Annotated in this window: 25 protein-coding genes; 9 read left to right on the plus strand and 16 right to left on the minus strand. The window is 63.4% G+C overall.

The window, feature by feature from the left end:
* Nucleotides 1-209: 209 nt before the first annotated feature.
* The gene (locus tag AC6UAL_RS07835; protein ID WP_500682822.1) at nucleotides 210-743 is read left to right on the plus strand and encodes a hypothetical protein; all 534 of its coding nucleotides are present in this window, start codon (nucleotides 210-212) and stop codon (nucleotides 741-743) included.
* Between the two features lie 27 nt (nucleotides 744-770).
* On the opposite strand, the gene AC6UAL_RS07840 is transcribed toward AC6UAL_RS07835, so the two are convergent.
* From AC6UAL_RS07840 to AC6UAL_RS07890, 11 genes are all read right to left on the minus strand, one after another.
* On the minus strand, nucleotides 771-1,658 hold the full coding sequence (locus AC6UAL_RS07840; RefSeq protein ID WP_500682823.1) for an ABC transporter ATP-binding protein: 888 nt from the start codon (nucleotides 1,656-1,658) through the stop codon (nucleotides 771-773).
* Between the two features lie 45 nt (nucleotides 1,659-1,703).
* Nucleotides 1,704-3,047: a dipeptidase gene (locus AC6UAL_RS07845; protein WP_500682824.1), complete on the minus strand. Its 1,344-nt coding sequence runs from the start codon at nucleotides 3,045-3,047 to the stop codon at nucleotides 1,704-1,706.
* 103 nt (nucleotides 3,048-3,150) lie between these two features.
* Complete coding sequence (locus tag AC6UAL_RS07850) at nucleotides 3,151-3,621, minus strand: GNAT family N-acetyltransferase (RefSeq protein ID WP_500682825.1); 471 nt, start codon at nucleotides 3,619-3,621, stop codon at nucleotides 3,151-3,153.
* A gap of 141 nt (nucleotides 3,622-3,762) precedes the next feature.
* On the minus strand, nucleotides 3,763-4,428 hold the full coding sequence (gene infC, locus AC6UAL_RS07855) for a translation initiation factor IF-3 (protein WP_500682826.1): 666 nt from the start codon (nucleotides 4,426-4,428) through the stop codon (nucleotides 3,763-3,765).
* 92 nt (nucleotides 4,429-4,520) lie between these two features.
* Nucleotides 4,521-6,443 (minus strand): threonine--tRNA ligase, encoded by a 1,923-nt coding sequence (gene thrS / locus AC6UAL_RS07860; RefSeq protein WP_500682827.1) that lies wholly within the window; start codon nucleotides 6,441-6,443, stop codon nucleotides 4,521-4,523.
* A 106-nt stretch (nucleotides 6,444-6,549) separates the two neighbouring features.
* Nucleotides 6,550-7,437: a glycosyltransferase family 25 protein gene (locus AC6UAL_RS07865; RefSeq protein WP_500682828.1), complete on the minus strand. Its 888-nt coding sequence runs from the start codon at nucleotides 7,435-7,437 to the stop codon at nucleotides 6,550-6,552.
* Between the two features lie 60 nt (nucleotides 7,438-7,497).
* Entirely contained in the window at nucleotides 7,498-7,863 is a 366-nt protein-coding gene (locus AC6UAL_RS07870) for a phosphomannose isomerase type II C-terminal cupin domain (protein ID WP_500682829.1), read from the minus strand.
* 3 nt (nucleotides 7,864-7,866) lie between these two features.
* Entirely contained in the window at nucleotides 7,867-8,286 is a 420-nt protein-coding gene (locus tag AC6UAL_RS07875; protein WP_500682830.1) for an FAD synthase family protein, read from the minus strand.
* Between the two features lie 25 nt (nucleotides 8,287-8,311).
* Entirely contained in the window at nucleotides 8,312-9,466 is a 1,155-nt protein-coding gene (locus AC6UAL_RS07880) for an adenylyltransferase/cytidyltransferase family protein (RefSeq protein WP_500682831.1), read from the minus strand.
* Nucleotides 9,467-9,963: 497 nt separating this feature from the next.
* Nucleotides 9,964-10,404, minus strand: coding sequence for a phage holin family protein (locus tag AC6UAL_RS07885; protein ID WP_500682832.1), 441 nt, complete (start codon nucleotides 10,402-10,404; stop codon nucleotides 9,964-9,966).
* 35 nt (nucleotides 10,405-10,439) lie between these two features.
* Complete coding sequence (locus AC6UAL_RS07890; protein WP_500682833.1) at nucleotides 10,440-10,778, minus strand: glycine zipper domain-containing protein; 339 nt, start codon at nucleotides 10,776-10,778, stop codon at nucleotides 10,440-10,442.
* A gap of 232 nt (nucleotides 10,779-11,010) precedes the next feature.
* Here AC6UAL_RS07890 and carA point away from each other — a divergent pair, with 232 nt between their 5' ends.
* The 8 genes from carA (at nucleotide 11,011) to AC6UAL_RS07930 (ending at nucleotide 22,642) form a co-directional block, all read left to right on the plus strand.
* Nucleotides 11,011-12,171: a glutamine-hydrolyzing carbamoyl-phosphate synthase small subunit gene (gene carA / locus AC6UAL_RS07895; RefSeq protein WP_500682834.1), complete on the plus strand. Its 1,161-nt coding sequence runs from the start codon at nucleotides 11,011-11,013 to the stop codon at nucleotides 12,169-12,171.
* A 26-nt stretch (nucleotides 12,172-12,197) separates the two neighbouring features.
* Nucleotides 12,198-13,475, plus strand: coding sequence for an adenylosuccinate synthase (locus AC6UAL_RS07900; protein ID WP_500682835.1), 1,278 nt, complete (start codon nucleotides 12,198-12,200; stop codon nucleotides 13,473-13,475).
* 216 nt (nucleotides 13,476-13,691) lie between these two features.
* Nucleotides 13,692-15,476, plus strand: a complete 1,785-nt coding sequence (locus AC6UAL_RS07905; RefSeq protein ID WP_500682836.1) for an ankyrin repeat domain-containing protein — start codon at nucleotides 13,692-13,694, stop codon at nucleotides 15,474-15,476.
* A 197-nt stretch (nucleotides 15,477-15,673) separates the two neighbouring features.
* Complete coding sequence (polA, locus tag AC6UAL_RS07910) at nucleotides 15,674-18,535, plus strand: DNA polymerase I (RefSeq protein WP_500682837.1); 2,862 nt, start codon at nucleotides 15,674-15,676, stop codon at nucleotides 18,533-18,535.
* A 60-nt stretch (nucleotides 18,536-18,595) separates the two neighbouring features.
* Nucleotides 18,596-18,772, plus strand: coding sequence for a hypothetical protein (locus tag AC6UAL_RS07915; protein ID WP_500682838.1), 177 nt, complete (start codon nucleotides 18,596-18,598; stop codon nucleotides 18,770-18,772).
* 61 nt (nucleotides 18,773-18,833) lie between these two features.
* Entirely contained in the window at nucleotides 18,834-21,308 is a 2,475-nt protein-coding gene (locus AC6UAL_RS07920; RefSeq protein WP_500682839.1) for a tetratricopeptide repeat protein, read from the plus strand.
* A 321-nt stretch (nucleotides 21,309-21,629) separates the two neighbouring features.
* Nucleotides 21,630-22,130 (plus strand): 2-C-methyl-D-erythritol 2,4-cyclodiphosphate synthase, encoded by a 501-nt coding sequence (gene ispF, locus AC6UAL_RS07925; protein ID WP_500682840.1) that lies wholly within the window; start codon nucleotides 21,630-21,632, stop codon nucleotides 22,128-22,130.
* Nucleotides 22,131-22,138: 8 nt separating this feature from the next.
* Nucleotides 22,139-22,642: a CinA family protein gene (locus tag AC6UAL_RS07930; protein ID WP_500682841.1), complete on the plus strand. Its 504-nt coding sequence runs from the start codon at nucleotides 22,139-22,141 to the stop codon at nucleotides 22,640-22,642.
* Between the two features lie 190 nt (nucleotides 22,643-22,832).
* On the opposite strand, the gene AC6UAL_RS07935 is transcribed toward AC6UAL_RS07930, so the two are convergent.
* The 5 genes from AC6UAL_RS07935 to serS all read right to left on the minus strand — a co-directional run bounded on the left by AC6UAL_RS07935 (nucleotide 22,833) and on the right by serS (nucleotide 26,206).
* Nucleotides 22,833-23,051, minus strand: a complete 219-nt coding sequence (locus tag AC6UAL_RS07935; RefSeq protein WP_500682842.1) for a hypothetical protein — start codon at nucleotides 23,049-23,051, stop codon at nucleotides 22,833-22,835.
* Nucleotides 23,051-23,650: a hypothetical protein gene (locus tag AC6UAL_RS07940; protein WP_500682843.1), complete on the minus strand. Its 600-nt coding sequence runs from the start codon at nucleotides 23,648-23,650 to the stop codon at nucleotides 23,051-23,053. The genes AC6UAL_RS07935 and AC6UAL_RS07940 overlap by 1 nt, the downstream gene beginning before the upstream one ends.
* A complete protein-coding gene (locus tag AC6UAL_RS07945) occupies nucleotides 23,643-24,080 on the minus strand; it encodes a hypothetical protein (protein WP_500682844.1) in 438 nt (145 codons plus the stop codon). Before AC6UAL_RS07945 ends, AC6UAL_RS07940 begins: the two co-directional genes overlap by 8 nt.
* Nucleotides 24,080-24,805 (minus strand): MotA/TolQ/ExbB proton channel family protein, encoded by a 726-nt coding sequence (locus tag AC6UAL_RS07950; protein WP_500682845.1) that lies wholly within the window; start codon nucleotides 24,803-24,805, stop codon nucleotides 24,080-24,082. The genes AC6UAL_RS07945 and AC6UAL_RS07950 overlap by 1 nt, the downstream gene beginning before the upstream one ends.
* A 117-nt stretch (nucleotides 24,806-24,922) precedes the next feature.
* Nucleotides 24,923-26,206 carry a serine--tRNA ligase gene (gene serS / locus AC6UAL_RS07955; RefSeq protein ID WP_500682846.1) on the minus strand — a complete coding sequence of 428 codons (1,284 nt, stop codon included), beginning with the start codon at nucleotides 26,204-26,206 and terminating at the stop codon, nucleotides 24,923-24,925.
* Between the last annotated feature and the right edge of the window lie 288 nt (nucleotides 26,207-26,494).

The following is a 26,494-nucleotide window of genomic DNA, read 5'->3' on the forward strand; positions in this document are numbered from 1 at the left end:
AAGCAACCATAAAAATGCCATTGCGGCGTTTCTCTCCCGAGAGCTTCTTCGGTGCGTTTTATTTTGACGCAATGCGGTCCCTGCGGCAAGTGTGCAGCTGTCTTTTTTTCAGGTTGACAGGTCGGGGAGAAATCTTTAGGATAAGGCGGTTCCCGTTACCGAGGCTGTCTTGACGGGCTCGCTCTCTTCCGATAACAACACCGTTTGATATGATGATGATTTCGTTCTCTTCCGCCCTTGTCTCTTTCTGTGCCGTTTCATCTGCCGCTGTTGCTGCGGCACTTCCTTCCGAGGGGGCTGCGGTCGCTGCTGCGGAACCGGCGGCAGCGCCGTCAGCTCAGGCGGAGCCGGCGGGACAGCCTGAGGCTCGCCATGCTGAGGATGCTGATGTTATCGCGACCTTCTTGGAGCAGATGCCGGCTATGGCGGATTTGGCGGCGGAGATGGCGGCGCTGCTGCGCTCCGTTGTGGATCAGGAATCCGCTGATGCGGCAGCGCCCAAGCTGGATACTCTGGTGGCTCAGCTTGACGCCCGCAGCAAGGTGATGGAGGGGGCGATCGGGAAGGTGACGCAGGGCAAGCTCCATACGACGCCGGAGGAGTCCGAGACGATGGAGGAGGCGCAGCTCAAGTTCTCCGACGCCATCAACCGCAGCGGCTTTGATCTCGACCGGATCAAGGAGGAGGGCTATTTCGGCTCAGAGGCTCTCAAGGCTTCCGTCATCCGCCACTTCGGCGAGTGAGCGGCGCGGAGGTGCCGTGTCGTCAGTTCAGGATTTTTTCGCCTCGGCGGCCTTTCGGGCGGCTTCGGCGGCTTTCTGCTCCTGAAGTTTGGCGCGGATGCCGCGCAGGAAGACGGTTTCAAGCGAGTTGCGGGCCGGGACGGCGCTTTCCCATGCGTCTCCGGCGAGGGTACGCAGTTTGTCGAGCAGCTCGGGCGAGGCGTCGCGCAGCGTGATTTCGGTGCGTCGGTGGTCGCGGGTGAGCTCGTCGATGCTGCCCTCGGCGATGAGGCAACCTTGGTAGAGGATGCCGACGCGGTCGCAGATCTCCTGCACTTGCTCAAGCAGGTGGGAGCAGAGAAACACGGTCATGCCGCGCTGCTTGAGGTCGAGGATGATGTCGCGTATCGCACGCGAGCCGATGGGGTCGACGCCGGCGGTGGGCTCGTCGAGCACGAGTAAACGCGGTTGCTGCACGAGGGCCTGGGCAAGGCCGACGCGCTGCAACATGCCCTTGGAGTAGCCGCCGAGCCGTCGGTCCGCCGCTTCCGTCAGCCCCGCGATTTCGAGCATCTCGTCCGTGCGTTGGCGCAGTTGCCGCCCGCGCAGCCCGCAGAGGCGGCCGTAGAAGCGGACGGTTTCAGCCCCGGTGAGGAATTTGTAAAAGTAGGGGTTTTCAGGCAAAAAGCCGATTTCCCGCCGATTGGCTGCGGATGTGGCGGGGTTGCCGAAGACGAGGCAATGCCCCGCATCCGGCCGCAGCAGGCCGACAAGGGCTTTCATGATGGTGCTCTTGCCGGATCCGTTGGGTCCGATGAGACCGTAGACGCCGCCTTCGGGAATGCTGAGGCTGACGCCCTTGACGGCGTACACGCCGCCCCTGCCCCAGTGACCGGGGAAGCTTTTGTGAATGTCATCGATTTCGACGGCGTTCATGGGGGGGCTGGGGGGCGGCGTGTCTGCTTCGGCGGGTTCAGCGCTTCAGCGCCGGACCTCGCTCATGAGGCGCAGCATGGTGGCGGCCATGCTGATGCCTTTCTCGAAGATATCGAGGCGCATGTTCTCATTGGGCGAGTGGATGCGGGCGTCCGGCAGATCGAGGCCGAGGAAGAGGGCGTCTCTGCCGAGGCGCTTGGAGATTTCCGCGACGATGGGAATGGAGCCGCCTTCGCGCACGAGAACGGGCGGGTTGCCGAAGGTGCTCTCGAGGGCCACTTGAGCGGCTTTGCCGTAGTCGGAATGAGGATCGCTCAGGTAGGGTTCTCCGCCGTGCTGGCGCGTGAATTTCATGCGCACGGAGGGGGGGCAGACCTTGCGGAAGTGGGCTTCGACGAGGTCGAGGATGAGGTCGGGGTTCTGGCCGGGGACGAGGCGGCAGCTCATCTTGGCGACGGCTTTGGTCGGGATGACGGTTTTGGAGCCTTCGCCTTCGTAGCCGCCGGAGATGCCGTTGAGCTCGAAGGTCGGGCGCGCGTAGACGCATTCGGCGCCGGAGTAGCCGGTCTCGGTGCGCAGTTGGGGGACTCCGGTGAGTTCGGCGAGTTCGGCGTCGCTCATGCCGGGCACGCGCTTCCAACTCTCGCGCTCCCAGTCCTCGATGCCGCTGACGCCGTCGTAGAAGCCTTCGACGGTGATGCGGTTGTCGGCATCGTGCGTCGAGGCAATCATCTCGCAGAGGGTGGTGATGGGGTTGGCGACGGCTCCGCCGAAGATGCCCGAGTGCAGGTCCATCGCGGGAGCGCTGATTTCCAGCTCGAAGCAGCAGAGGCCCTTGAGCCCGTAGGAGAAGGAGGGAACGTCGGGGGCGGCCATGCCGGTGTCGCTCACCACGATGATGTCGCAGGCGAGCTCTTGGACGATCTCCGGGCGGCGGATGAACGCAAAGAGGCTTTCGCTGCCCCTCTCTTCCTCACCCTCAAGCAGGAAGGTGACGTTGAGCGGCAGGGCGCCGTCTTCTTCAATGACGCGCTGGGCGCCGCGTATCATGGCCATGATTTCGCCTTTGTCATCCGAAGCGCCGCGGGCATAGACGCGCCCGTCGCGCACGGTGGGGGTGAAGGGGTCGCTCTCCCACATGTTGAGCGGGTCGACGGGCATGACGTCGTAGTGCCCGTAGATGAGGACGGTGGGTTTACCCTCAAGCTTCGGGCTGTGGGCAATGACGATGGGGTGAATGTCGGTCAGCTCTCGGCGGGCCTCAAAGCCGAGCGAGCTGAGTTTAGCGACGAGGAAGTCGGCGCAGTGCTCGACGTCCGCAGCATGCTCGGGGAGAACGGAGACGCTGGGAATCCTCAGAAAGGCGAACAAATCATCCAGATGACTCATGGGTCTATGATACACGCGCTCCGACGGCGACGCAAGCCCAAATCCCGGCATGGAGCGCGTCCGCTTACGCGTCGCCCGTTTGTCCGATCGCGCGGCTCTCGCGTCAGCTCAAGTCGAGGGACATCCGGCGATCGGTGCGGCTGAAGGGGCTTTTGTCCAAGGGGATATCGACGAAGCCGCAACGGCGGTACAGGCGGATGGCTGAGGTCAATCGGCTGTTGGTATCGAGGACGAGGCGGCGGGCCCCTCGCTCGCGGGCTTCAGCAATCACGCGCTGCACGAGGGCTTTCCCCGCGCCGTGGCCGCGAAAGGCCGGATCGACGCAGAGTTTGGCGAGTTCCCAGTCGCCGGTGCGGGCATGGTAGGCCAGAGCACATACGCCGGCCACTCGCCCGCTCGCTTCATCTCGGGCGACGAAGATGCCGCCGCCACCGGGCGCGAAGGAGGCTATCGGGTCGGCGAAAATCTGTTCATCTTCGGCTTCGACGCAGAAGTATTCGTCCAGCCAGAGGCGGGAGAGGCGCACAAAGTCCGCGCAGTGGCAGGGTTCGCAGGCAACGATTTGCAGATTCACGGTGCTTTTCCGCAGGGTCGGCTTTGTCAGGAGAGTCTCGATGCATCAAAACGCCGATGCGGAGCGCATCGGCGTGACGGTGAGGGGACAGGTCGCGCACCGAGAGCGGGACGGAGCTTCGGCGCGGCACGGGGAGGGGCTTCAGCTCTCGTCGTCGAGCACGTCGTCCTTCGCGTCGAACTCTTCCGACTCGGTGTCGAAGTTCTCGTCTTCGTATTTCTTGAACTTCTTGACGCGCTGCCCTGCCGGCAGAGGTGCCAGCACCATGGTGACGGTGTTGCCGGCAAGCTTGGCAGGCTGGTCCACCTTGCCCATCGTCTTCATGTCTTCGACGACTTTGGCCATGACGTCCAAGCCGAGCTCCTTATGCGCGTTTTCGCGGTTGCGGAACCGCAGCTGGAAGCGCACCTTGTGCCCGTGGTCGAGGAATTGCTCGGTACGACCCATTTTGACGTTGTAGTCGTTGACGTCCGTGCCCACGCGCAGTTTGATTTCTTTCATGCGGGCGGCTTTCGCCTTGTTGTTTTTCTGCAACTTGGCCTGCATGTATTTGAACTTGCCGTAGTCGATGAGTCGGCAGACGGGGGGATCGGCGTTGGGGGCGATTTCCACTAGGTCGAGGCCGATTTCCTTCGCCTTGGCAAGGGCTTCACGCGTGGGCATGACGCCCAGCTGGTCTCCGGCTGCGGTGACAACGCGTACTCGGGGTGCGCGGATGCGGTCGTTGACGCGAATCTGCGGATTTTTTCCGTTCTGGTCGCGCTTGGAGCGACCGTTGAAGTTATTGTTTTTCTGCGGGGTAGGCACGTGTGTGTGTTGATTGGGTCTGTCTTTCTTCCGTGCAGCGGACGCTGTCGCGCCGCTGCACGGAGGGGGAATGTTCGGCCGAGGGAAGCGGCTCAGCTTGCGGCACCTCCTTGCGGCTTCATCTCGGGCGCGATGAGGCGCTCGTCGATTTCGCGTTTGAGTTGCGCGACGAAGGTGTCGACCGGCATGGTGCCGATAACGTCGAGGTCGCGATGGCGGACGGATACTTGGCCTTCATCGGCTTCGCGCTGCCCCACGACAAGCATGTAGGGAACGCGGTCGAGGCGGGCGTTGCGGATCTTGGCTCCGATTTTGTCGGGGTCAGCATCGAGTTTGACGCGGATGCCGAGGGCGGCGAGCTTGTCGTAGACCTGCTTCGCGAAGTCGGCGACTTTGTCGGAAATCGGCAGCACGCGCACTTGCTCCGGGGCGAGCCACGTGGGGAACTTGCCGGCAAAGTGCTCGATGAGCAGGCCGGTGAAGCGCTCCATGGAGCCGAAGGGGGCGCGGTGAATCATGACGGGGCGGTGCGGCTTGTTGTCCGCGCCGGTGTAGGTGAGCTCGAAGCGCTCGGGCAGATTGTAGTCAACCTGCACGGTGCCCAGCTGCCAGTCGCGGCCGATGACGTCGCGCACGATGAAGTCGATCTTCGGGCCGTAGAAGGCGGCCTCGTTCTCGGCTTCGATGTAGTCAAAGCCGTTTTCCTGAAGGACTTCGCGCAGCGCCTGCTCGGAGAGCTGCCAGTTCTCGAGGCTGCCGACGTACTTCGGATCCTTGAATTCTTTGTCGCGCAGCGAGAGACGCACGCGATAGTCGTTCATCTGCAGGGTGCCGAGGATGTGTTTGACGATGCCGATGCACTGCTGAACCTCCTGCTTGATCTGGTCGGGACGGCAGAAGATGTGGGCGTCGTCCTGCGTGAAGCCGCGCACGCGGGTCATGCCGCCCAGCTCGCCGCTCTGCTCCCAGCGATAGACCGTGCCGAACTCGGCGAGGCGCACGGGCAGATCGCGGTACGAGTGCGGATCGCTGGCGTAGATGCGGATGTGGTGCGGGCAGTTCATGGGCTTGAGCATGAAGCCGCAGATGGTCTTGGTGTCAAGAGCGTTGAAGAGGTCGGCGCAGCTGGCGTTCTCATCGCGCAGTTTGCGGAAGTCGTCCGGGTCGGGGATCGGCGGGAACTGGCTCTCTTTGTAGTGCTCCCAGTGTCCGCTGGTCATGTAGAGGTCGAGTTTGCCGATGTTGGGGGTGTAAACCTGTGAGTAGCCGATGCGGTCGAGCTCTTCGGTGATGAAGTCCTGAAGCTCACGGCGGATGATGGCGCCCTTGGGCTTCCAGAGCACGAGGCCCTGCCCTACCATCTCGTCGATCGTGAAGAGCCCCATCTCGCGACCGAGCTTGCGGTGGTCGCGCTTGCGGGCTTCCTCCAGTTTGGCGAGGTGCTCATCGAGCTGCGTGCGGTTCGGGAAGCAGGTGCCGTAGACGCGCTGCAGGCGCGGGCCGCCGGCGTCGCCCTGGTAGTAGGCCGAGGCAACGCTCATGATCTTGAAGGCTTTGCAGTTGCCCGTGCGCCCGACGTGAGGCCCGGCACAGAGGTCGGTGAAGTCTCCGTTGCGATAGATGGAGATTTCTTCGTCGTCCGGGATGCGGTTGAGCAGGTCCACCTTGTACTTCGAGGGCACGCTGCGCGGGCCGATCGAGCCGAGCTCGCCGCGCTGCGCCATATCCATGGCCTCCGCGCGGGTGACGGTTGTTCGAACGAAGGGCTGGTTCTCTTTGACGACCTTCTTCATCTCCTCTTCAATGAGGGCGAACTCGTCGGAGGAGATGTTGTGGTCGAGCTCAATATCGTAATAGAAGCCGTTCTCGACTGCAGGACCGGCTGCCAGCTGAGCCTCCGGCCAGAGACGGCAAATGGCCGTGGCGCAAACGTGTGCGCACGAGTGGCGCAGGCGTTCGAGGTCACTGGCCTGATTGCGTTCTTCCAGAGTCTTTCGTTCTTTGTTTTCGGACATAATTGCGAAGTGAGCCTTTACTATCCTACCTTTTCCGACAGATTTCAAGCATAATCAGCAACGGCGGCTCAAAAAGGGGCATTTTTCAGCCTGCCGCCGCCTCTTTTCATCGTTTGTACCCCGGGAAGCCGTTTCGCAATGCTCGCCGATGGGTGTGCCATGAGTTCATCCGGACTTTGAGGCGACGCCAAGGGCGCGTGATCAGGTGCAGGATGCCGCTGAGACTCCGGAGGCTGCGCGGGTGCCCCGTCTTGCTGTCGGTTGAGCGCACGCGGCGAGACGTGTCAATATCCGAACCGAGTGTCTGCTGACGAAAGAGGACGGGCCACGCGACGCATGACGAAACCCCGGCTTTGCCGTACATCCGGTCGCGGCAAAAGTTATCAATGGCGCGGTTGCGAGCCACCCATTCCCAAATGTTATCCGAGTCGGGCAAATGGGGCAGCAGGCGGCGGCAGGTTTCTGCACTGACGACGTAGGAGTGGCAGGCCAAAACGCCCTCGACCTTCCAGAGCTCACCGTGCGCGGTCCGCCGCAGCAAGCGACCGCGCGGATCCCGCATGTGGTAGCCGAGGTAGAGGTAGGAGGGCTCGGGGACGGCGCGGAAGAGCTCCGGGATGTCGGGTAGTATGTCCGTTGATGCCGGCTCGATGTCGTCTTCGCAGATCAGCACACGCTGCCAGCCGTTCTCCAATACGGATTCAATGGCCTTGCGGTGCGAGAGAGCGCAACCCGCGACTCCGGCCCACGATGAAGCACGCTCTCCGGTCTGCTCGCTAAACCAAGGCAGTTTGCCGTACCCGGGAAGCTCTTTGCCGACGACGGCTTCAAGGCGATGGACCTTGCCGGGAGGGAACATCGAACCGACCCTCTTCTGAAAGATCTCCCAGCGATCGGGACGACTCTTGAGGTTGATCACGACGACGGCATCGAGCTCTCGCCATATTTGCGAGGGGTCGGCAGGCGACGCAGGCGCGTTTTGTCCATCTGTCAAGCTGTCTTTCAAGGGTGTAAGGTATGGGAGAGGGGTTGATGCGTATGCCTCGGGGCATTCTTACGTGCGCCCGAAATCGTCTTCAATACGCTCAATGTCATCTTCGCTCAGCAGGCTGCCGTGCTGCAGCTCCAGAACGACGAGGGGTTCCGTGCCGATGTTGGCCAAGCGGTGCACGGCAGAGACCGGGATGTCAACGCTCTCGCCGCGGCGCAGCGTGCGCGTCACGGAGCCGACGGTGACTTCGGCCTCTCCGGATGCGACGACCCAATGCTCGGCACGATGGCTGTGGCGCTGCAGCGAAAGGCGCTTGCCCGGCAACACGTCAATGCGCTTGAGGACGGAGCCCTCAAAGACGTCTTTGACCTCCCAACGCCCCCAAGGGCGCGTGTCCGCATCGCCCGTATGATACACCGAGGACTCCATGGCTCACTTATTTATCTGTTGGCGGATGGAGGTGGTGGAGCGCGTCGGCAGCTGCCCGTGCGGCACGCGGGAGCTGACGACGTAGCGGATTCCCTTCGATTCGACGAAGGCTCGCTTTTCCTCGCTGCTGCCGTCCGCATTGACGAAGAAAATGTCGGGCTTCACCTCGTCGAGCAGAGGCGCGAAGTCGAGAATCTTGCCGGTGTCCGGCCCGATGTAAACTTTGGTGACGTAGCGAATGGCTTCGAGGATATACTTGCGCTCGGCTTCCGTGTAGAGGGTCTTGCGATTCTTGAGTGCCATGACGGTGGCGTCGGAACCAATCGAGACGTAGACGTCGCCGTAGCCGGCAGCCTCCTCGAGGAAGGCGATGTGCCCGCTGTGCAAAACGTCAAAGCAGCCGGATACGAATACTTTGGGCATAAGGGGTATGGTGAGGGAGGGGTCGTTACTTGATCACGCCGCGATCGCGGAGGCGCTGCAGATAGCGGGGCTCCCAAGGCACGGGTTCATCTTTGCCGAAGGTGCGGCAATAGGGCTCGACGGGGTAGAGATCCAAACAGGTGTCGAGGGCCTTCTCCCGCGATTCGGGAGTCTCGTAAAGATAGAGGGCGTAGCCGCCATGCCCGCCGCCGCAGTATTTCATGGCGATGCTTTCGCCGATCTCGGGCAGCGGCTCCATACCTTCGTCGAGCTGGAGGCGGTAGCTCATCTGCACGGCAACGGCGAGGGTGGTGATGTCCTGCTGCATGACGCCGAGCCGAGCGACGCGCCCCGCGCGGGCTATCTTGACAAAGTTGCGGTTCAAGGCTGCCAGACCGGGGGTGTTGTGGTGGATGCGGGTGTCGAACACGGCCATGCGACCGCGCAAAAACTCGCCCGTGTTCTTGAACTCGAGGACGGGATACTGACCGGACTTCCAGACGCAGGCTCCCGTCTCGGCAATGACGGCCGGATCCTGCCAACCGACGCCCAGCCCGAGCTCGGAGCGCACCGGGTCCCATCCGTTGAGTACGCTCCAGCCGCCGCTGCCGCCGAGTCCGGCTCCCTGCCGATAGAGCCACTCTTTGAGCGACACGGTGGGGGAGATGGCGCAGTTGACGATGTATTCGCCGGGGATGGCGTAGTTCGGCACGTCGAGCCAGCCGCCCGCAAAGTCGACGCGCAGCGGAGCATGGGTCGGGGCCTTGATGCGATCGAGGACTTCGGTGCTCGAGGTTTGCTTGCCCTCGGGCGGGCGTTTTTCGAGGACGACGAACTCGGCACCGCAGTCACCGCAGAGGGCGCTCTTGGCGTCCATGTAGAGGTCGTCGGTCGTGACGGCGAGCACTTGGGCGCCGGAGGCTCGGAAGGCGCTTTCAAAGCTCAGCGCCTCGCTGTCATCCGTCGAGAGCACCACCTCATCAACCATGCTGAGGGCATTGAGCACGGCCATTTTGTCGGCATCGGCTAGGGCGGACTTGCGGCCGAAGATCTTCCAGAGCAGATCAGCCGGGGGAAAGGAAACGATCAGGTAATCCCCCAAGGCTCGAGCATCTTGCAGGAAGCAGATGTGCCCGGCGTGGAGAAGGTTGAAGGCACCGGAGACGAATACTTTTTTCATGAGGTGAAGGTGGTGAAAATCGGTGAAGCTTTGCGGGAGAGACGCAGGTGCAGAGGAGTTTCGGGAGTTCAGAAGCGTGCGCGCCGCACACGGCGCACTTCGCAGCCCTCAACGAGCCGCACCTCGCTCGCTGCGGAACCAACATCGGGCACGCTGCCAAAAGCCGATCTGTTCGTCAGGCGAACACTGCGGAGTTTCCGAGCTTCGTCGCGACGGCCGGGACACATCGCCGCCGATCCATCGGACGATCCCGGGCACCAGCAGCGCGAGGGTCTGAGAAAGCGCCGCCCGGGCAATTCGCGAAGGGGCGAAGGCGGACGTCCCGAGCGCTCCGGCTGCGCGGCGCCCCTGACGGAAAGCCACAAGAGCCCCCAGCCCCGCGGCGAAGGCGCCTGCAGCTGCCAGCGGTTTTCGGAGGGAATCCGCCGCTGCGCCGACTCGCTGTCGCAAGGCTCCGCCCGCTTCGAGAACGCCTATTCTCGAAGCGGCGATTCGCATCAGGATGTCTTCTTTTCTTGGAGGAGAATCTTGAGACATTGCAGATCGTTTTGGAGTTCGCGTCGCGTATCGGGAGCGAAAGCCGTCGGTTTGAGGCGTCGGGCGGACAGCAACAGAGCCACGGCAAGCAGCAAGTGCAGCAGGCACACTAATGCCAGAACCGCCGGGCAGCCCCAGAGCGGCGCCAGCCAGCAGCAGAGCAGGATCCAGAAGGAGACGTAGGCCAGAGCCGCACAGGCGCCCCCGGCGATCAGCAGGGCCATGCGGCGGCGCTGCCGGCGCATGTACTCGCCGAGCTCGAGACGAAACAGCTCGGCGAGAGCGCTGCCGTGAACACCCAGCTGCGACGCCAGCTCACTCAACTCGCGGCGCATGGCTTCGCGCTGTTGATCGAGAGCCGTGCGGACGCCGCAGCCGCATATTTTTGCCAGCAGACCCATGTTTGCCTTCCGTCCGAATGGTGAGAAGGGTGCCGTCAGCGGCTGCTGCGCCCGGCCAGCAGGCCGATGAGCAGACCGACGCCGAGCGCCGTGAGGACGCTCTTGGTGGGGTTGGCGCGCACGTATTCCTCACCGCTGCGGTGCAAATCGCGAGCTCTGGCGCAGGTCACATCCCAGCCGGCGTTGATCTGACGGCGCGCGTTGCGCGTATACTCGTACACATCATCGAGCTTGGCGCCGGCGGCGCGACGCAGGCGGTTATACTGATCAACCGCGAACTGCCGGGCAGCGGCAAGGCGGTTGCAGGAGTCGGCACCGGCCACGGGATCAGCGGCAGGAAGTTCGTTTTCGATGTTGTTTTCGTTGGTATCCATATGTGTCATCTGTGTTGAGAAGCGCTCATCGGCGCCCGCCCGGACGAGGCTTCTTGCATGATTAAAGCACACTTCCGCCGGCAACGCAAGCTCTCTTGGCCGCGCTGACGGATTTTTCTCCACCCGTTGGGCAAACAGTTGCTTTTTTTGCGGCAGGTCTCAAAATGGACTTGCAAATTACCGCAAGCTCCGCTATCATCTCACGGCTTAATAAGGCCACGGTTTAATAAGGATGAAAGCAATACTAGCACTAGAAGACGGAACAATATTCGAGGGCACTTCCTTCGGTGCCGACGGCACGGTGACGGGTGAGGCGTGCTTCAACACCTCCATGACCGGCTATCAGGAGGTGCTGACGGATCCCTCGTACCGCGGCCAGATTGTGACGATGACCTACCCTCTCATCGGCAACTACGGCGTCTGCGATGAGGATTGCGAGAGCGACCGCCCTCAGGTGCGCGGTTTCGCCATTGCAGAGCTGGCACGCCTTCACTCCAACTGGCGGGCACAGGAGTCTCTGGAGGATTGGATGCAGCGCTACGGCATTCCCGGCATTCAGGGAATCGACACGCGCAAGCTCACCAAGCTGCTGCGCACCAAGGGTGCCCAGCGCGCCTGCCTCAGCACGGAGCTGAGTGCCGAAGAGGCCGTGGAGCGCGCCCGCGCCTCGGCTCCCATGAGCGGCTCCGATTTCGTGACCGAGGTCTCCACGCCGACGAACTACCACTGGGACGGCGAGTCCCGCGACTGGAAGCTGCCCAACAAGACGGCGGGCGACCTGAGCACCTACGCCGCCCTGCCCCCGGTGCAGTACAAGATCGTCGCCTACGACTTCGGCATCAAGCGCAACATTCTGCGCTGCCTGCGCCGCGACGGCTTCGACGTGACGGTTGTCAATGCGGCCACGCCGGCGGAGGATGTGCTGGCGCTTCAGCCCGACGGCGTCTTCCTCTCCAACGGTCCCGGCGACCCCGCGGCGCTGCCGGGCATCCACGAACAGCTCCGCAAGCTGCTCGGCAAGCTGCCCATCTTCGGCATCTGCCTCGGCCACCAGCTGCTCGGCCACGCCTTCGGCGGCAAGACCTTCAAGCTCAAGTTCGGGCACCGCGGCGGCAACCAGCCCGTCAAGGATCTCCGCACCGGCAAGGTGGCCATCACCTCGCAAAACCACGGCTTCGCCGTTGACCCGGACAGCCTGCCCGAGGACGTCGAAGTCACCCACATCAATCTCAACGACGGCACCGTCGAGGGCCTGCGGCACAAGAAGATGCCCATCTTCTGCGTGCAGTACCACCCCGAGGCCGCGCCCGGCCCCAAGGACGCCACCTACTTCTTCGGTGAGTTCATCGACCTCATCCGCGACTTCAAGGCCGGCAAGTACTCTCAAATCTGAAATCGGAATTCCTTTCACACAGGCACATGAATACACTCGTCATCGGCTCCCAGTGGGGAGATGAAGGCAAGGGGAAGGTTATCGACTTCCTCACCGAGACTGCGGACTACGTCGTGCGCAGCCAGGGCGGCAGCAATGCCGGTCACACCGTGATTGCCAACGGCCGCAAGTACGTTCTGCACCTCGTTCCCTCGGGCATTCTGTGGCCGGGCAAGGTCAACGTCATCGGCAACGGCGTCGTCATCAACCCCACCTCGCTGGTTGAGGAGATGAACTACCTGCGCGAGCAGGGCGTCACCATCACGCCGGAAAATCTCCTGATCTCCGACCGCGCCCACGTGGTGCTGCCCATCCACAAGGACATCGACGCCGCGCAGGAGGAGGCTCTCGGCGACCAGAAGATCGGCACCACCAAACAGGGCATCGGCCCGACCTATGCCGACAAGGCTCGCCGCATCGGCATCCGCATGATTGACTTCGTCGATCCCGCCCGCCTCCGTCGCGTGCTCGAGGCCCGCATCAAGACGGCCAACGAGGAGCTTGAGCGCCTCGGCTGGGCCGCCGCGGATCCGCAGGTCACGCTCGATGCCGTGCTTGCCGCAGCCGACGTGCTGCGTGCCCACATCTGCAACACCATCCCCGTGCTCAACGCCGCCGTCAAGGCCGGCAAAAACATCCTCTTCGAAGGAGCTCAGGGAGCGATGCTGGACATCGACTTCGGCACCTATCCCTTCGTCACCAGCTCGAACACGAGCGCCGGCGGTTGCTGCACCGGCAGCGGCGTTGCGCCCACGCGCATCAACCGCGTCATCGGCGTCTGCAAGGCCTACACCACCCGCGTCGGCGCCGGCCCCTTCGTCACGGAGAACGACGAAGTTGCCGACTACCTGCACGGCCTCGGCCGCGAGTTCGGCGCCACGACGGGGCGCCCGCGCCGCTGCGGCTGGGCCGACGGCGTTGTGCTGCGCTATTCCGCCATGTTCAACGGCTTTGATGAAATGGCCATGACGAATCTCGACGGCTTGGACGAGATGGAGACCATCAAGATCTGCACGGCCTACAAGCTCGGCGACCAACTGCTCGACGTCCCGCCCGCTCTCGTGGAGGACTGGGAGAAGTGCGAGCCCGTCTACGAAGAGCTCCCCGGCTGGAAGCAGGACATCACCGGCTGCAGCTCGTGGGAGCAGCTTCCCGAGAACTGCAAGGCTTACGTCAAGCGCTTCGGCGAAGTCATCGGCTGCCCCGTCGGCACCGTCGGCGTCGGGCCCGATCGCGAGCAAACGATCGCGGTGCCGCGCGACTGACGCCGCCGTCATCTTCATCCCCCGGCTCCCGGCGCCCTCGGCGCCGGGAGCTTTTTTTCGCCGCGAGCCCTTCCGAAACGGGGGGCTCGTGAGACTTGACGCCCAAAAGCCCGAAGAGTTCCGTTGACTTCGCGCCCGAGCCGCGTATAATGGAGTCTGCTGAGCAACGCGACTCCGCTGATGCTTGCCGGGCCGTCGCCCCGAGCTCCCGATGCCATGAACGCCACGTTAGTCACCGCCCTCCTGCTGCCCTGCGCCATCCCCCTGATCGCCCTCGCCCCGTCGACCGCAGCCGCGCCGACTCCGGCTCCTCGCTCCGCGCCGATTCGGAGCGAAGCCGAACCGACGGAGAAAACGCCGCCTTGGCTGAAGAGAGAGGAGAGCGGAGCCGATGAGGGAGACGCCTTGTTGCGCGCCCTGAGCTCCGGCGACGCAGCGCTCTTCGGGCAACTCCTCGACGCCGGAGCGGTGAGCAACCCGACGGACGCCGACGGTTGCCCCCTGCTCTTGATCGCGGCACGCGACGGCAAGCTCGATGCCGTCCGTCTTCTGCTGGCACACGGAGCCTCGCCCGACGCCCGCGACCGCATCAGCGGCTCCACGCCTCTGCATGCTGCCGCCAAACTCGGGCAGCACGCCGCCGCCGAACTCCTGCTGGAAAGCGGAGCCGACGTCCATGCTCGCGACTTCCGCGGCTGCACGCCCCTGCATCTTGCAGCCGAAACCGACTCGACGGATTGCATCTGCCTGCTGCTGTTGCACAATGCAGACCTGAACGTGAGGGATAACGCAGGCCGCAGCCCTCTGCACCACGCCGCGGAGTACGGCAGCGCCGCCCTGCTCCACCTCGTCGGCCGCGGCTGTGACCCCAAGCTCATCGACCGCATGGGCAACACGCCGCTCCACACGGCCGCCGCCAACGGGCATTCCAAAGCCCTCTTCGAGCTGGCGGAGTCGGGTGCTCCCTGCGATACGGCCAACGCGGGCGGGCTCACGCCCCTTCACCTCGCCTGCGCCATCGGGGATGCCGACGCCATCACGATGCTGCTCAACCGCAAGGCCGCGGTCGATGCACGGAGCCGGGAAGGCGCCACGCCTCTTCACCTCGCCGCCGGCAGCGCCTGCGAGGACGGCGTCAAGCTCCTGTTGCAGCGCGGAGCGGATGCCCGTGCCGCTGCCGCGCCCTCCGGCATCACGCCCCTGCACAGTGCCGCGGCCTCGGGCAATGCCTCCGTCATCAGGCTTTTGCTCGACGGCGGAGCCGACGCCAACGCGCCTGACGCGGGCGGATTTACCCCCCTGCACTACGCAGCAGCCGCAGGCAACGGCGAAAACGCAGCCGCCCTTCTTGCCCGCGGCGCAGATGCGCAACAGCTCAGCCGCGAGGGCGTCTCTCCCCTGCACCTCGCCGCAGCCGCCGGCGATGCCGAAAGCGTCGCACTGCTGATCAAGCGCGGCGCGGACGTCGGGCTTGCATGCAGCGGCGGGGCCACGGCGCTGCACGGGGCAGCCATGGCCGGAGAACCGGAACCGATGGGCCGGCTGCTCGCCGGCAAGGCTCTCATCAACGCCTACTGCTCCGCTCCCCTTCTGCCCGAGCTTGCCGTTTCCGATAACGGACAGACTCTGCCTCAGCTGCTGCACGGGGAAAGCGAACAGAGCGGCAGCCGAGACAGCAAGCTCACCCCCCTGCACCTCGCCGCGCTCAACGATGATGCCGCCTCCCTGCGGCTGTTGCTCGAGCACGGTGCCAAGGTCAACGCCGCCAGCACCTACGGGCTCACGGCCCTGCACGCTGCCGCCGCCAACGGCAACCTAGAAATCGTCGCGCTTCTGCTCCAACACGGCGCCGATCCGCTGGCTCATCTCTCGCGCCCCGGCACGGCCCCCGGACGCGGCGACACGCCTCTTGACCTCGCCCGACGCGCCGGACACAGGCACTGCGCCGAACTCATCGAGGCCGCCGCAGCCAAGCTCAAGGCAGCCGTGCCCTCGCGATAAGCGCCTACTGGGGCTGTCTCCCTCTGCGGGCGGTCTGTCTCCGGCGAGTCGGCCGAGAGCGCGACAGCCGCAGGCTCCGGCGCCGCGAGCTTGCGCCTGAGGCTCGACGGCTCTCCCGCGCTCAACACGGCGGCAGGAGCGGCGCCGCGAGCTTTCGCCTTGCAGGGGAGCGCCCTGCGTGCTAAAATGCCTGCCCGATGGAATCGCTCTACATTCTGGACGGCATGGCGCTGACCTACCGCGCCTTCTACGCCTTCGTCAACTCGCCCATGCGCAACTCGGCCGGGTTGAACACCTCGGCTATGTTCGGCTTTATCAACACCGTCCTCTCTCTCATCGACAAACATCACCCCGACCGCCTCGTCGCCTGCCTCGACGCCCCGGGCCCCACCTTCCGCCACCGCGAATACCCCGACTACAAGGCCACGCGCCAAGCCGCTCCGCAGGAGCTCAAGGATTCCGTCCCCTGGATCATCGACATCCTCGCGGCGCTCAACATTCCCACGCTGAGCCGCGAGGGCTGGGAGGCCGACGATCTCATCGGCACCGTCACGCGCCTCGCCGATGAGAGCGGGCAGCTGCACAGCTTCATGGTCTCGAAGGACAAAGACCTCGGGCAGCTGCTCTCGCCCACCTGCTCCTTCCTCAAGCCCGGCAACCGCAACAGTGATTTTGAGCGCGTGGACATGAACGACTTTCTCGCCGAATGGGGTATCACGCGCCCCGCTCAAGTCATCGACATGCTCGCTCTGATGGGCGACAGTTCGGATAACATCCCCGGCGTTCCCGGCGTGGGCGCCGTTACCGCCCGCAAACTCATTGCCCAATTCGGCAGTCTCGACGAGCTGCTGGCGCGCACGGCGGAGGTCAAGGGCAAGATGCGCGAAAAGATTGAAGGCCACGCCGAGCAGGCTCGGCTCTCGTACCGACTGGCCACCATTCGCCGCGACGCCGAGCTCGGCATCGGCCTCGACGACTGCCGTCGGCGGGACTTCGATCTGCCGGCGCTCGAAAAGCTGCTGCGCCGCCTGGAGTTCAGCCAGCTGCTCAAAAAGCTCTGCGGCGGAACCGCAGCCGCGGCCGGGGATGCCGCCCTCGGCGAGCTCTTTGCCGCCGCCGGACGTCGCCCCTCGGATCGCGGACAAGGTGATGCCTCAACTCCGGCCGCCGACGGCTCCGACGCGTCCGCGGCGCCCGCCGACGGGAGGGGCGCGAGCGCAGAGTCCCAACCCGATCTCTTCAGCCTGCCCGAGCTCAGCGATGCCAAGAGCCGACCGCACGACTACCGCCTCATCGACAGCGACGCGGCCTGCCGGGAGCTCGCCGAGCGCCTCGCCGCGGCACCGCGCTGGGCCTTCGACACCGAAACGACAGGGCTCAACACCTTTAGCGACCGCCTGCTGGGCATGTCCTTCTGCCTGCAGGACGGCGAGGCCTTTTACGTTAGCCTGCCCGCCGCCGAGGCCGCCTCGCGCCTCGAGCTTTTCCGCAGGGCTTTCAGCTGCCCGGCAGAAAAAATCGGTCTCAATCTCAAGTTCGACCTCAAGGTGCTGCACCGCGCCGGCGTAAGCGTCGCGGGGCCCTTCTTCGACGTTCAGCTTGTCCACCAGCTGTTGCACCCCGAACAACGGCACAATATGGACGACATGGCTGAAGCTCTGCTGCGCTACCGCACAATCCGCCTCGAGGACATCGCCGGCAAGGAGATTGACACCGCCGCCGTGCCCGTCGAAACGATGGCGGAATACGCCGCCGAGGATGCCGAGGTCACGTGGCGCTTGGCTGAACTTCTGCGCCGCGAACTGGCCGCCTCCGGCCAGCAGGGCGTGATGGACGACATTGAACACCCGCTGCTGCCGGTCATCGTCGCCATCGAAGAAGAGGGCATGAAGCTCGACCCGGCCAAGCTTGAAGAAAGCTCGCGGGAGATGGGCGAAGCCATTGAGGATATCCGCCGCCGCATCGACGAGGAGCTTCAGGAAATCGTCGGTCACACGGTCAACCTCAACTCCCCCAAGCAGCTCGGCGACCTGCTCTTCGGCGAGCTCAAGCTCGACGCCAAGCCCAAAAAGACGCGCACGGGCCAATACGTGACGGACGAAGAGACGCTGCGCCGCCTCGAGGGGCGCTCACCTCTCGTGGCGGACATTCTCAAATACCGCGAGCTCAGCAAGCTCAAAAGCACCTACCTCGACGCCCTGCCGCGCTGCATTGAACCGACCGACGGGCGCATCCACGCCACCCTGCACCAGCTCGCCACCATCACCGGCCGCCTTGCCTGCCAGAATCCGAATCTGCAAAACATTCCCATCCGCTCCGACGCCGGCCGTTTCATCCGCAGCGCTTTCGTTGCCCGCAGCGAGGACTACCTCATTCTCTCGGCCGACTACTCGCAGGTGGAGCTGCGCATCATGGCCGCTCTCTCCGGCGACGAGGCGATGATCGACGCCTTCCGCCACGAGCGCGACGTGCATGCCGAAACCGCCGCACGCCTCTACGGCATTCCGCGCAGCGAGGTGACGGCCGACATGCGACGCGCGGCCAAAACCGTCAACTTCGGCATCATCTACGGCATCTCCGCCTTCGGGCTCTCGCAGCGGCTCGGCTGCCCCCGCAGCGAGGCTGAGGCTCTCATCTCCAGCTACTTCGCCCAGTTCCCGAAAGTCAAGAGCTTCATGGATGAGCTCGTTGCCAGAGCGAGCGCCTGCGGTTACGCTGAGACGCTCTGCGGCCGCCGACGCTACCTTCCCGACCTGCAAAACCGCAACTTTAACCTGCGCGCCGCCGCCGAGCGCAACGCCATCAACACCCCCATCCAAGGCAGCGCGGCAGACATGATCAAACGGGCCATGCTGCGCGTCGCCGCCCTGCTCGAGGGACGGCGCAGCCGCCTGATTATGCAGATTCACGACGAACTGCTGCTCGACCTGCACCGCGACGAGGCCGAAGAACTCACCCCCCTCCTTGTCGATGCCATGCAGCAGGCCCTTCCCCTGCCCAACGGCGTCCCGCTCGTCGTTGAAACGGGCACGGCTTCCAACTGGCTGGATGCACACTGAAATTGAGCTTGCCACGGCAGCGCACATCTGATAATGTAAGCTACGATCCTCGGCAACACCATGATGATCGCCTCGGCAGAACGCGCTTGTGACCGCCGCCGCTTCGCTCCCGCCGACCGCCCGCTGCGGCTCGGCGGCGTGCGCGTGCACGTGCACGAAAGCCGCTGGCTCGAAGCCCCTTGCGCTCCGGCGCCCCCGACCGTCCTGAGCCAAGGTCTCGTCCCCTTCTCCTCATAACTGTCGCCGACAGCCTCCCCCCTCAACCCTTCATCACCAAACCCAACAGCGCCATCCGACCATGAAACCCCGGAACCTTTACATCACAGCCATCCTCACGGCCCTGACACTCGGCCCCTGCGCCGCCTCAGCCCAGCAACGCGCAGCAGAACACACATACAAGCCGGATCCGAGCTTGACTCCGCTGACGGCCGCAGACATTCCTGCCCTTCGCGAACGCGCGGAAGCCGGCGATGCCGCCGCGCAGGGACGGCTTGGTCGCTGTTACCTCCGCGGAGAGGGTGTCACCCCCGACGTCACACAGGGAGTCAAGTGGGTACGTCTGGCCGTAGCGCAAGGAGATGCTTCCGCCGCCAACACCTTGGCCGTTTGTTATATGAGAGGAATGGGCGTCGAACAATCCGAGCAAAAGGCCGTGCAATATTTTCATCAAGCTGCAGAATCGGGCAATAAACCGGCATGTTTCACGCTCTTTCAGCTATACGCACAAGGTGTAGGCGTACCCCGCTCCTCGGAAAAAGCCATGCAATGGTTGCGCCGAGGCGCCGAGCTGGGAAATGCGGAAGCCCAAAACGCCCTCGCAATTTGTTATATGCGTGGTACAGGCGTTGAGAAAGCCCCGACTGAAGCCGTGCGCTGGTTGCGCCAAGCCGCTGAGCAGGGGTATGCTGACGCTCAAAACAATCTCGCTGTTTGCTACGTCGAGGGGCTTGGCGTCATGAAAGACCAGACCGAAGCCCTGCGCCTGTTCCGCAAAGCCGCCGCGCAGGGGCATGCCGATGCTCAAAGGAATCTCGCACTTTGTTATATGCGGAGTTCAGGCGTCGAAAAGAACATGACCGAAGCCGTGCGCTGGCTGCGCCAAGCCGCCGAGCAAGGGCATGCCAATGCGCAATGCGATCTCGCAGATTGTTATATGCAGGGGTCAGGCGTCGAGAAAGACCAGACCGAAGCCGTGCGTTGGTTTCGCCAAGCCGCCGAGCTGGGGTATGCCGACGCTCAAAGCAATCTCGGTTTTTGTTATATGCAGGGCTTAGGCGTCGAGAAAGACCTGACTGAAGCTGTGCGTTGGTTTCGCCAAGCCGCCGAACAGGGGCTAGCTGACGCTCAATCGAATCTCGCATCTTGTTATATGCAGGGATTAGGCGTCGAGAAAGACCCGGCCGAAGCCCTGCGTTGGATGCGCAAGGCCGCCGAACAGGGGCATGCCGCCGCTCAAAGCAATCTCGGCTTTTGCTATATGCAGGGGTTAGGCGTCGAGAAAGACCAGGCCGAAGCCCTGCGTTGGATGCGCAAGGCCGCCGAACAGGGCCACGCAGAAGCTCAAAGGAATCTCGCCCTTTGTTATTTTGATGGATTAGGCGTCGAGAAAGACCTGACTGAAGCCGTGCGTTGGTTTCGCCAAGCCGCCGAACAGGGGCAAGCCGCCGCTCAATGGGATCTCGCATCTTGTTATATGCAGGGGTTAGGCGTCGAGAAAGACCAGACCGAAGCCGTGCGTTGGTTTCGCCAAGCCGCCGAGCAGGGGTATGCCGCCGCTCAAAGCAATCTCGGCTTTTGTTATATGCAGGGATTAGGCGTCGAGAAAGACCTGACTGAAGCTGTGCGTTGGTTTCGCCTAGCCGCCGAACAGGGGCACGCAGAAGCTCAAAGCAATCTCGCATCTTGTTATATGCAGGGGTTAGGCGTCGAGAAAGATGAGGCTGAAGCTCTGGCTTGGTTGCGTAAAGCCGCCGAGCAGGGGGATGCCGACGCTCAAAGCAATCTCGGCTTTTGCTATATGCAGGGCTTAGGTGTCGAGAAAGAGCCGGCCGAAGCTGTGCGTTGGATGCGCAAGGCCGCCGAACAGGGGCTCGCAGAAGCTCAAAGGAATCTCGCCCTTTGTTATTTGAATGGATTTGGCGTCGAGAAAGACCCGGCCGAAGGCGTGCGCTGGTTGCGCAAGGCTGCCGAACAGGGGTATGCCGATGCACAAGGCGAACTTGTAGGTTGTTATATGCAAGGCTTAGGCGTCGAGAAAGATGAGGCTGAAGCTCTAGCTTGGTTGCGCAAGGCCGCCGAGGGAGGGCATGCTGCTTCTCAAAACTATCTCGCCTTTTGTCATTCCACAGGTCAGGGTGTCAAGAAAGATCCGACCGAAGCTGTGCGTTGGTTTCGCCAAGCCGCCGAGCAGGGGTACGCCGAAGCTCAAAGGAATCTCTTTCTCTGTTATATACAGGGTTTAGGCGTCGAGAAAGACCAGACCGAAGCCGTGCGCTGGTTGCGCAAGGCCGCCGAACAGGGCTATGCAGATTCACAAAGCGAGCTTGCAGCTTGTTATATGAAAGGCATAGGCGTCGAAAAAGATGAGGCTGAAGCTCTGGCTTGGTTGCGCAAAGCCGCCGAACAGGGACGTGCACAAGGTCAGTACCTCCTTGGCGTCTATTATATAGATAGACTCGGAGGTAAAGCAGACGTAGAAAAGGGCCTGAGCTTGATTCGGAAAGCGGCGGCTCAAGGTTATGAACCGGCGATCGAGCTGCTTCAGTCGCTCTGAGGTCTGCCCCCCCCTTGCAGCGAGCGGCACAAGGCGATGCTCGGCGATAGGGCGGCGGATGCGGCAGTATCCGCCGTCATCCGCCGTCATTCGCCGTCTCGCGCCTGCAAGAGCCGAACGCGCGGCGCGGCTCAGCCCGGAGCTGCCCAAAGCTGCCCGCGGCTGACGGAGGCCGCAGCACGGGCAGGCGCCGGGTATGAGTCGGGCCGTTGGCGGCTGCGGGCATGGTCGGTGAGGCTCGCTGCGACGCCTTGCACGGAGATTTCATCTTGCCACACCGCCGAACTTCTGGTAAGGTAACAGCCGAACTCCTGCAGCACCATGATGATTACCCTCACAGGACTGGGCTACGATATCCACCGCTTCGCGCCGGAGGCTCGGCCGCTGTGGCTCGGCGGCGTGCGTGTGCACGAAAGCCGCGGGCTCGACGGGCACAGCGACGCCGACGTGCTCTGCCACGCCTTGGCCGATGCCCTTCTCGGCGCCATCGGCGAGCCCGACATCGGCTACTGGTTCCCGCCGGGTGACCCGACCTGTGCCGGTATCTGCTCGCTTCGCATTGTTGAAAAAGCCGTCGAGCTTCTGCGCGCCCAAGGGGGGCGCGTCGCCAACGCCGACTGCACGCTGATCGCCGAAGCTCCGAAAATCATGCCCTTCGTGCCGCAGATGAAAGAGACACTCGCTCCTATCTTGGGCATCAGCCCTCGCCGCATCGGCATCAAGGCCACGACCAATGAAAAGCTCGGGGCCATCGGACGCCGAGAAGGTATTGCCGCGCTGGCAACGGCAGCCGTGATGCTGCCCGAGGAGACAACCGTATAACTGCCATCATGACTTCCCAACTCGAACTTCTCGCTTTCGCCACCGTCCGCAATCTCGAGGCAGCCGGTCTCAGCCTTGCGACCGCAGAAAGTTGCACCGGAGGGCTCATCGCCGCCGCCATCACCGGCGTTCCCGGAGCTTCCGCCGTCTTTCGCTACGGATGGGTCACTTACTGCACGGAGGCCAAGGAACGCCTGCTGCACGTTCCGCCCCAGCTCATTGAAGAGCACAGCGTTGTGAGCGAACCCGTCGTCGCTGCCATGGCGGAGAACGCCATGCGCCAAGCAGCGGCCGACATCGGCGTGGCTGTCTCGGGCAACGCAGGGCCCTCCGCCGCTGAGGGGGAGCCGCCCGTCGGCACGGTGTGTATCGCCGTCGCGAGGCGCGGCGCTCCCCGACCGACGCACACCGAAACGATCGTCCGGCCCGGTATGTCTCGCAACGACTTCCGCGCCATGGCGGCCGCTCGGGTACTGGAACTCGTCTGCGCGCTGGCCTCTCAGCCGGCCTGATAGCCCCGATAGCCCCGAGCTCCTCTACACCCTCACCCGGGCTTCTTCCCGTTTTGCAGGGGTGAGTTCGCACGGCTGTTGAGTGTCTCGGCCGTCTCGGCAGCAGTTTCGGCCATCTCGGCAGTCTCGGCAGGCGGCGCCGATTCTCCGCGGCATGGCGCACTCCGGCCGCAGGGGATCCGGCAATTGCTCAGGCTCGGTTGCGAGCGCGGCAATTCGGGCAGGTCGCCTGTCGGTCGCTGCGGACAAAGCGATACCCGCAGATGCGGCAGGTCAGGCAGCGGGCAGCACGGCGCATGCGGCGCAGCTTGCTCGCAACCTGCACCGGGATATACACCAGCAGCAGAATCACCAGCCCACCCAGCACGATCGCCAGAAAAAGCTGTGAGGGCGTCAGGGGCTCTGACATCATCGCAGGCCTCCTTCCTGCTCGGTCGGCAAAGGCAGCGGCTCGGCGGTTCCCGCAGGAGCGTCGCTCCCGGCATCGGCCGCAGGGTCATCCACGGTAGAGTCATCCACGGTAGGGTCATCCACGGCAGGTTTGCCGATGGCGGTTTCGTCATCGGCAGAGGCCGCCGCAGCGGGCGCCTCTCCCTGCTCTTCTGCCGTCGGCTCCGGCGGCAATGCCAGGAGTGCCTCTTCATTGAGCACGCATGAGTCTCCCGCATCTTCGTACAGATCAGCGGGCGGCAAGGCGACGTAATCCGAATGACGCCGCAACGGCACGACCAAACGCGCCGCAGACTCACCGGCCGGATCCGCTCCCTCCGGCAAGCGGAAGGGTTGCGGGCTGCGTTGCATGAGCTGAAAATACATCAAGCGCCCGTCGCGGTAATACACGCGCCCCGTGCGCGGCTCCGGCAGCTCCTCGGGCATGCGCACCGGCACCAGCCACAACACAGCTCCGACGGGCAGCACGGCCAGCACCACGTACAAGGGCAGAAAGCCGCGCAGACGGCGCTTGCGCTCGACGTGATAAACCAGCCCGCTCTCAGACGCCTCACTCATAATTCAGCAGATCCGGGCGCCCGGCCACGTGCGCCGTGAAGCCGTGGTCGAGCACCATGTCCATCAGGCGCTGGAGGACGCCGAAGGTCACGGCTTCATCGGCATTGACAATGACATTGAGCTGCGACGGGTTCGGGCAGTCCCATTCGGTGAACAAGCGCTCAACCCCCTCGAAACCGCCCTGTATCTCCGTCGAATCCACGAAGAATCGCGGTGAATTGCCGGGCATAATCGTGATGATTCGCAAATTGTCGCGATCGTACGAGCCGATGCCGTAGTGCGTCCGCGCCGGGTAGACGCGCACGCCGTAACTCGGTGTCAGGTGGTTGCTGAAGAGGACGATGGCGCAGAGCAACAAAAAGAGGTTGATCCCGGCCGTGACAATGATCGGGAAACCGATATGAGGCAGACTGGAACGAACGCGTCGCATCACGATCTCACGTCAGTAGGAGTCCGGGAAGGGGTCGCGGCCGCCGAAGCGCAGTCCGCCTCCTCGGATGACTGCTCCTCCGCGGCTCGGTTCATGCGTGCATCACAGATGATGTGCACGCACTCGAGTCCGGCACGCTCAATGTTGTTGATGATTTTGCGTGCACGCGAAGCCAGATACATGTAAAAGAGAAACGTCGGAATGGCCATTGAAATGCCCGCGGCGGACAGCAGCAGGGCTTGGCGCAGCGACTCGGACATCTGCGGGGCGGCCACGGCCCCGTCCGTAATCCCGGGCTGATCGTAAAAATTCATGATGGCCAGAATCGTGCCGAGCACACCCAGCAGCGGCATCACCGTCGAGCATACCTGCAACACTCGGATGTGGCGCTCGACGCGATAGACCTCGAGATCCGCCGCCTCAAGGGCAATCTCGCGCAGCTCGCCGCGCGAAAGGCGAGGCCGCGAAAGCACGGCCTCAACGACGCGAGCCATCGGCCCCGGCAACTGCCGCGCCTCGTGCAGGGCCTCATTGTACTGCCCCGTGCGCAGCAGCGCGGAAAGTCCCCGCAAGAAATCGGCAGAATTGATATTGACGCGGTGAAAATAAAACAAACGCTCACTGATGACAGCCACCGCCAGCACGGCAAACACCATCATCAGCCAGAACATGGGTCCCATCGCCGCGATGAGATCCCCCATCTGATTCGTATGATCAGCCAACATGAACATAAAAGAAACTCAGAAAAACAGCAAACGGCGTCACCGGAGCGACAGAGAAGAGCCCATCGGGCGCGACCGACCTGCAAGACTCGGTCGGCCACACCGCAATAAGCCGTCGGCTCAATCCTTCGGGCGAATGAGCTCGGCGCCGAAATAGGGCACCAAGGCCTCCGGAATCTTCACCGATCCGTCGGGCTGCTGGTACTGCTCCAGCAAGGCGACGTAGAGGCGAGGCAGTGCCGTACCCGACCCGTTGAGGGTGTAGGGGATGCGCATTTTGCCCTCCGCATCGCGGTAGCGCAGCTTCATGCGGCGGGCCTGATAATCCGTGAAGCAGGAGCAGCTGGACACCTCGAGGTATTTACCCTGCCCCGGCGCCCACACCTCAATATCGTAGGTCTTGGCAGACGAGAAGCCGACGTCGCCCGTGCAGAGCTCGATCACGCGGTAGTGCAGCCCGAGCTTCTGAAGAATCGACTCGGCGTGGTGCGTCAGCTCCTCCAACTGGCTGAAGCCGTCCTCGGGGCGGCAGATCTCCACCAGCTCCACCTTGTCAAACTGGTGCACGCGAATCATCCCGCGATTCTCGCGACCGGCAGAGCCCGCCTCGCGACGGAAGCAGGGCGTGTAGGCCGTAATCTTGATCGGCAGATCCGACTCTTTGAGAATTTGCTCGCGGTACAGGTTCGTCAGCGGCACCTCGGCCGTCGGGGCCATAAACATCGCGTTCTGCTCCAGCCCGTACATGTCGTCCTCAAACTTCGGCAGCTGCCCCGTACCGTACATGCAGGCGCGCTTCACCATGAAGGGCACGCCCGTTTCCTCGTACCCGTTCTCCAAGGTCTGCGTGTCGAGCAGGAAGTTGATCAGGGCGCGTTCCAAACGAGCTCCGAGACCGTGGTAGACGATGAAGCCCGACCCCGAAATGCGGGCGGCATCCTCAAAGTTGAGGAGCCCGAGTTTCGTACCGAGCTCCACATGGTCCTTCGGATCGGCGATCTCGGGCTTGCTCCCCCACCGGCGCAGCTCCGGGTTGGCGGACTCATCCGAGCCGACGGGCGCCCCGTCATGCGGCATGTTCGGAATCGACAGCAGCAGATTCTCCTGCTCCTCGGCAGCGGCGGAAGCCACGGCGTCGAGCTCGCGGATGCGGTCTCCGACCTCGGACATGCGAGCTTTGAGCGCCTCGACTTCATCGCGGCGCCCTTCCTTCATCATCTGACCGATCAACTTGGAAGAGCTGTTGCGCTCCTGCGAGAGAGCCTGCTTCTCCGTCTCAGCATTGCGGCGCTTCACATCACACTCCAGCACCTTATCCACGAGCATCCAATGGTCGCCCCCGCGCAGGCGGACGCGCTCTTTCACATATTCAGGGTTCTCCCTGATGATACGGATATCTAGCATAGCGAAGGTATTGTAGCGCATCGCCCGTGTTTTACAAGCCGAAAGTGCGCGGCGGCAGCGCTTTCACGGCTATCGCCGAGTCGACGGCGCCCCGCCCGCGCAACAGCTCTGCGGCCGGAGTGGTGCCGCCTGCCGCCGTCAGCCGCACGGCTGTTCGGGATGCTGCACCGCTCGCGCCGGAGAAAGGCGCGTCTTTTGTTAATGTTATTTCGGGTCTGTTTCAGATCCGCTGAGGCTTTGAACAGCCTCGGATGACAAAAAAAGTAGCAATTCAGCCTTGCTTGTCTT

The organism is Candidatus Parakkermansia intestinigallinarum (genome assembly GCF_944389695.1).
GTDB classification, from domain to species: domain Bacteria; phylum Verrucomicrobiota; class Verrucomicrobiia; order Verrucomicrobiales; family Akkermansiaceae; genus Akkermansia; species Akkermansia intestinigallinarum.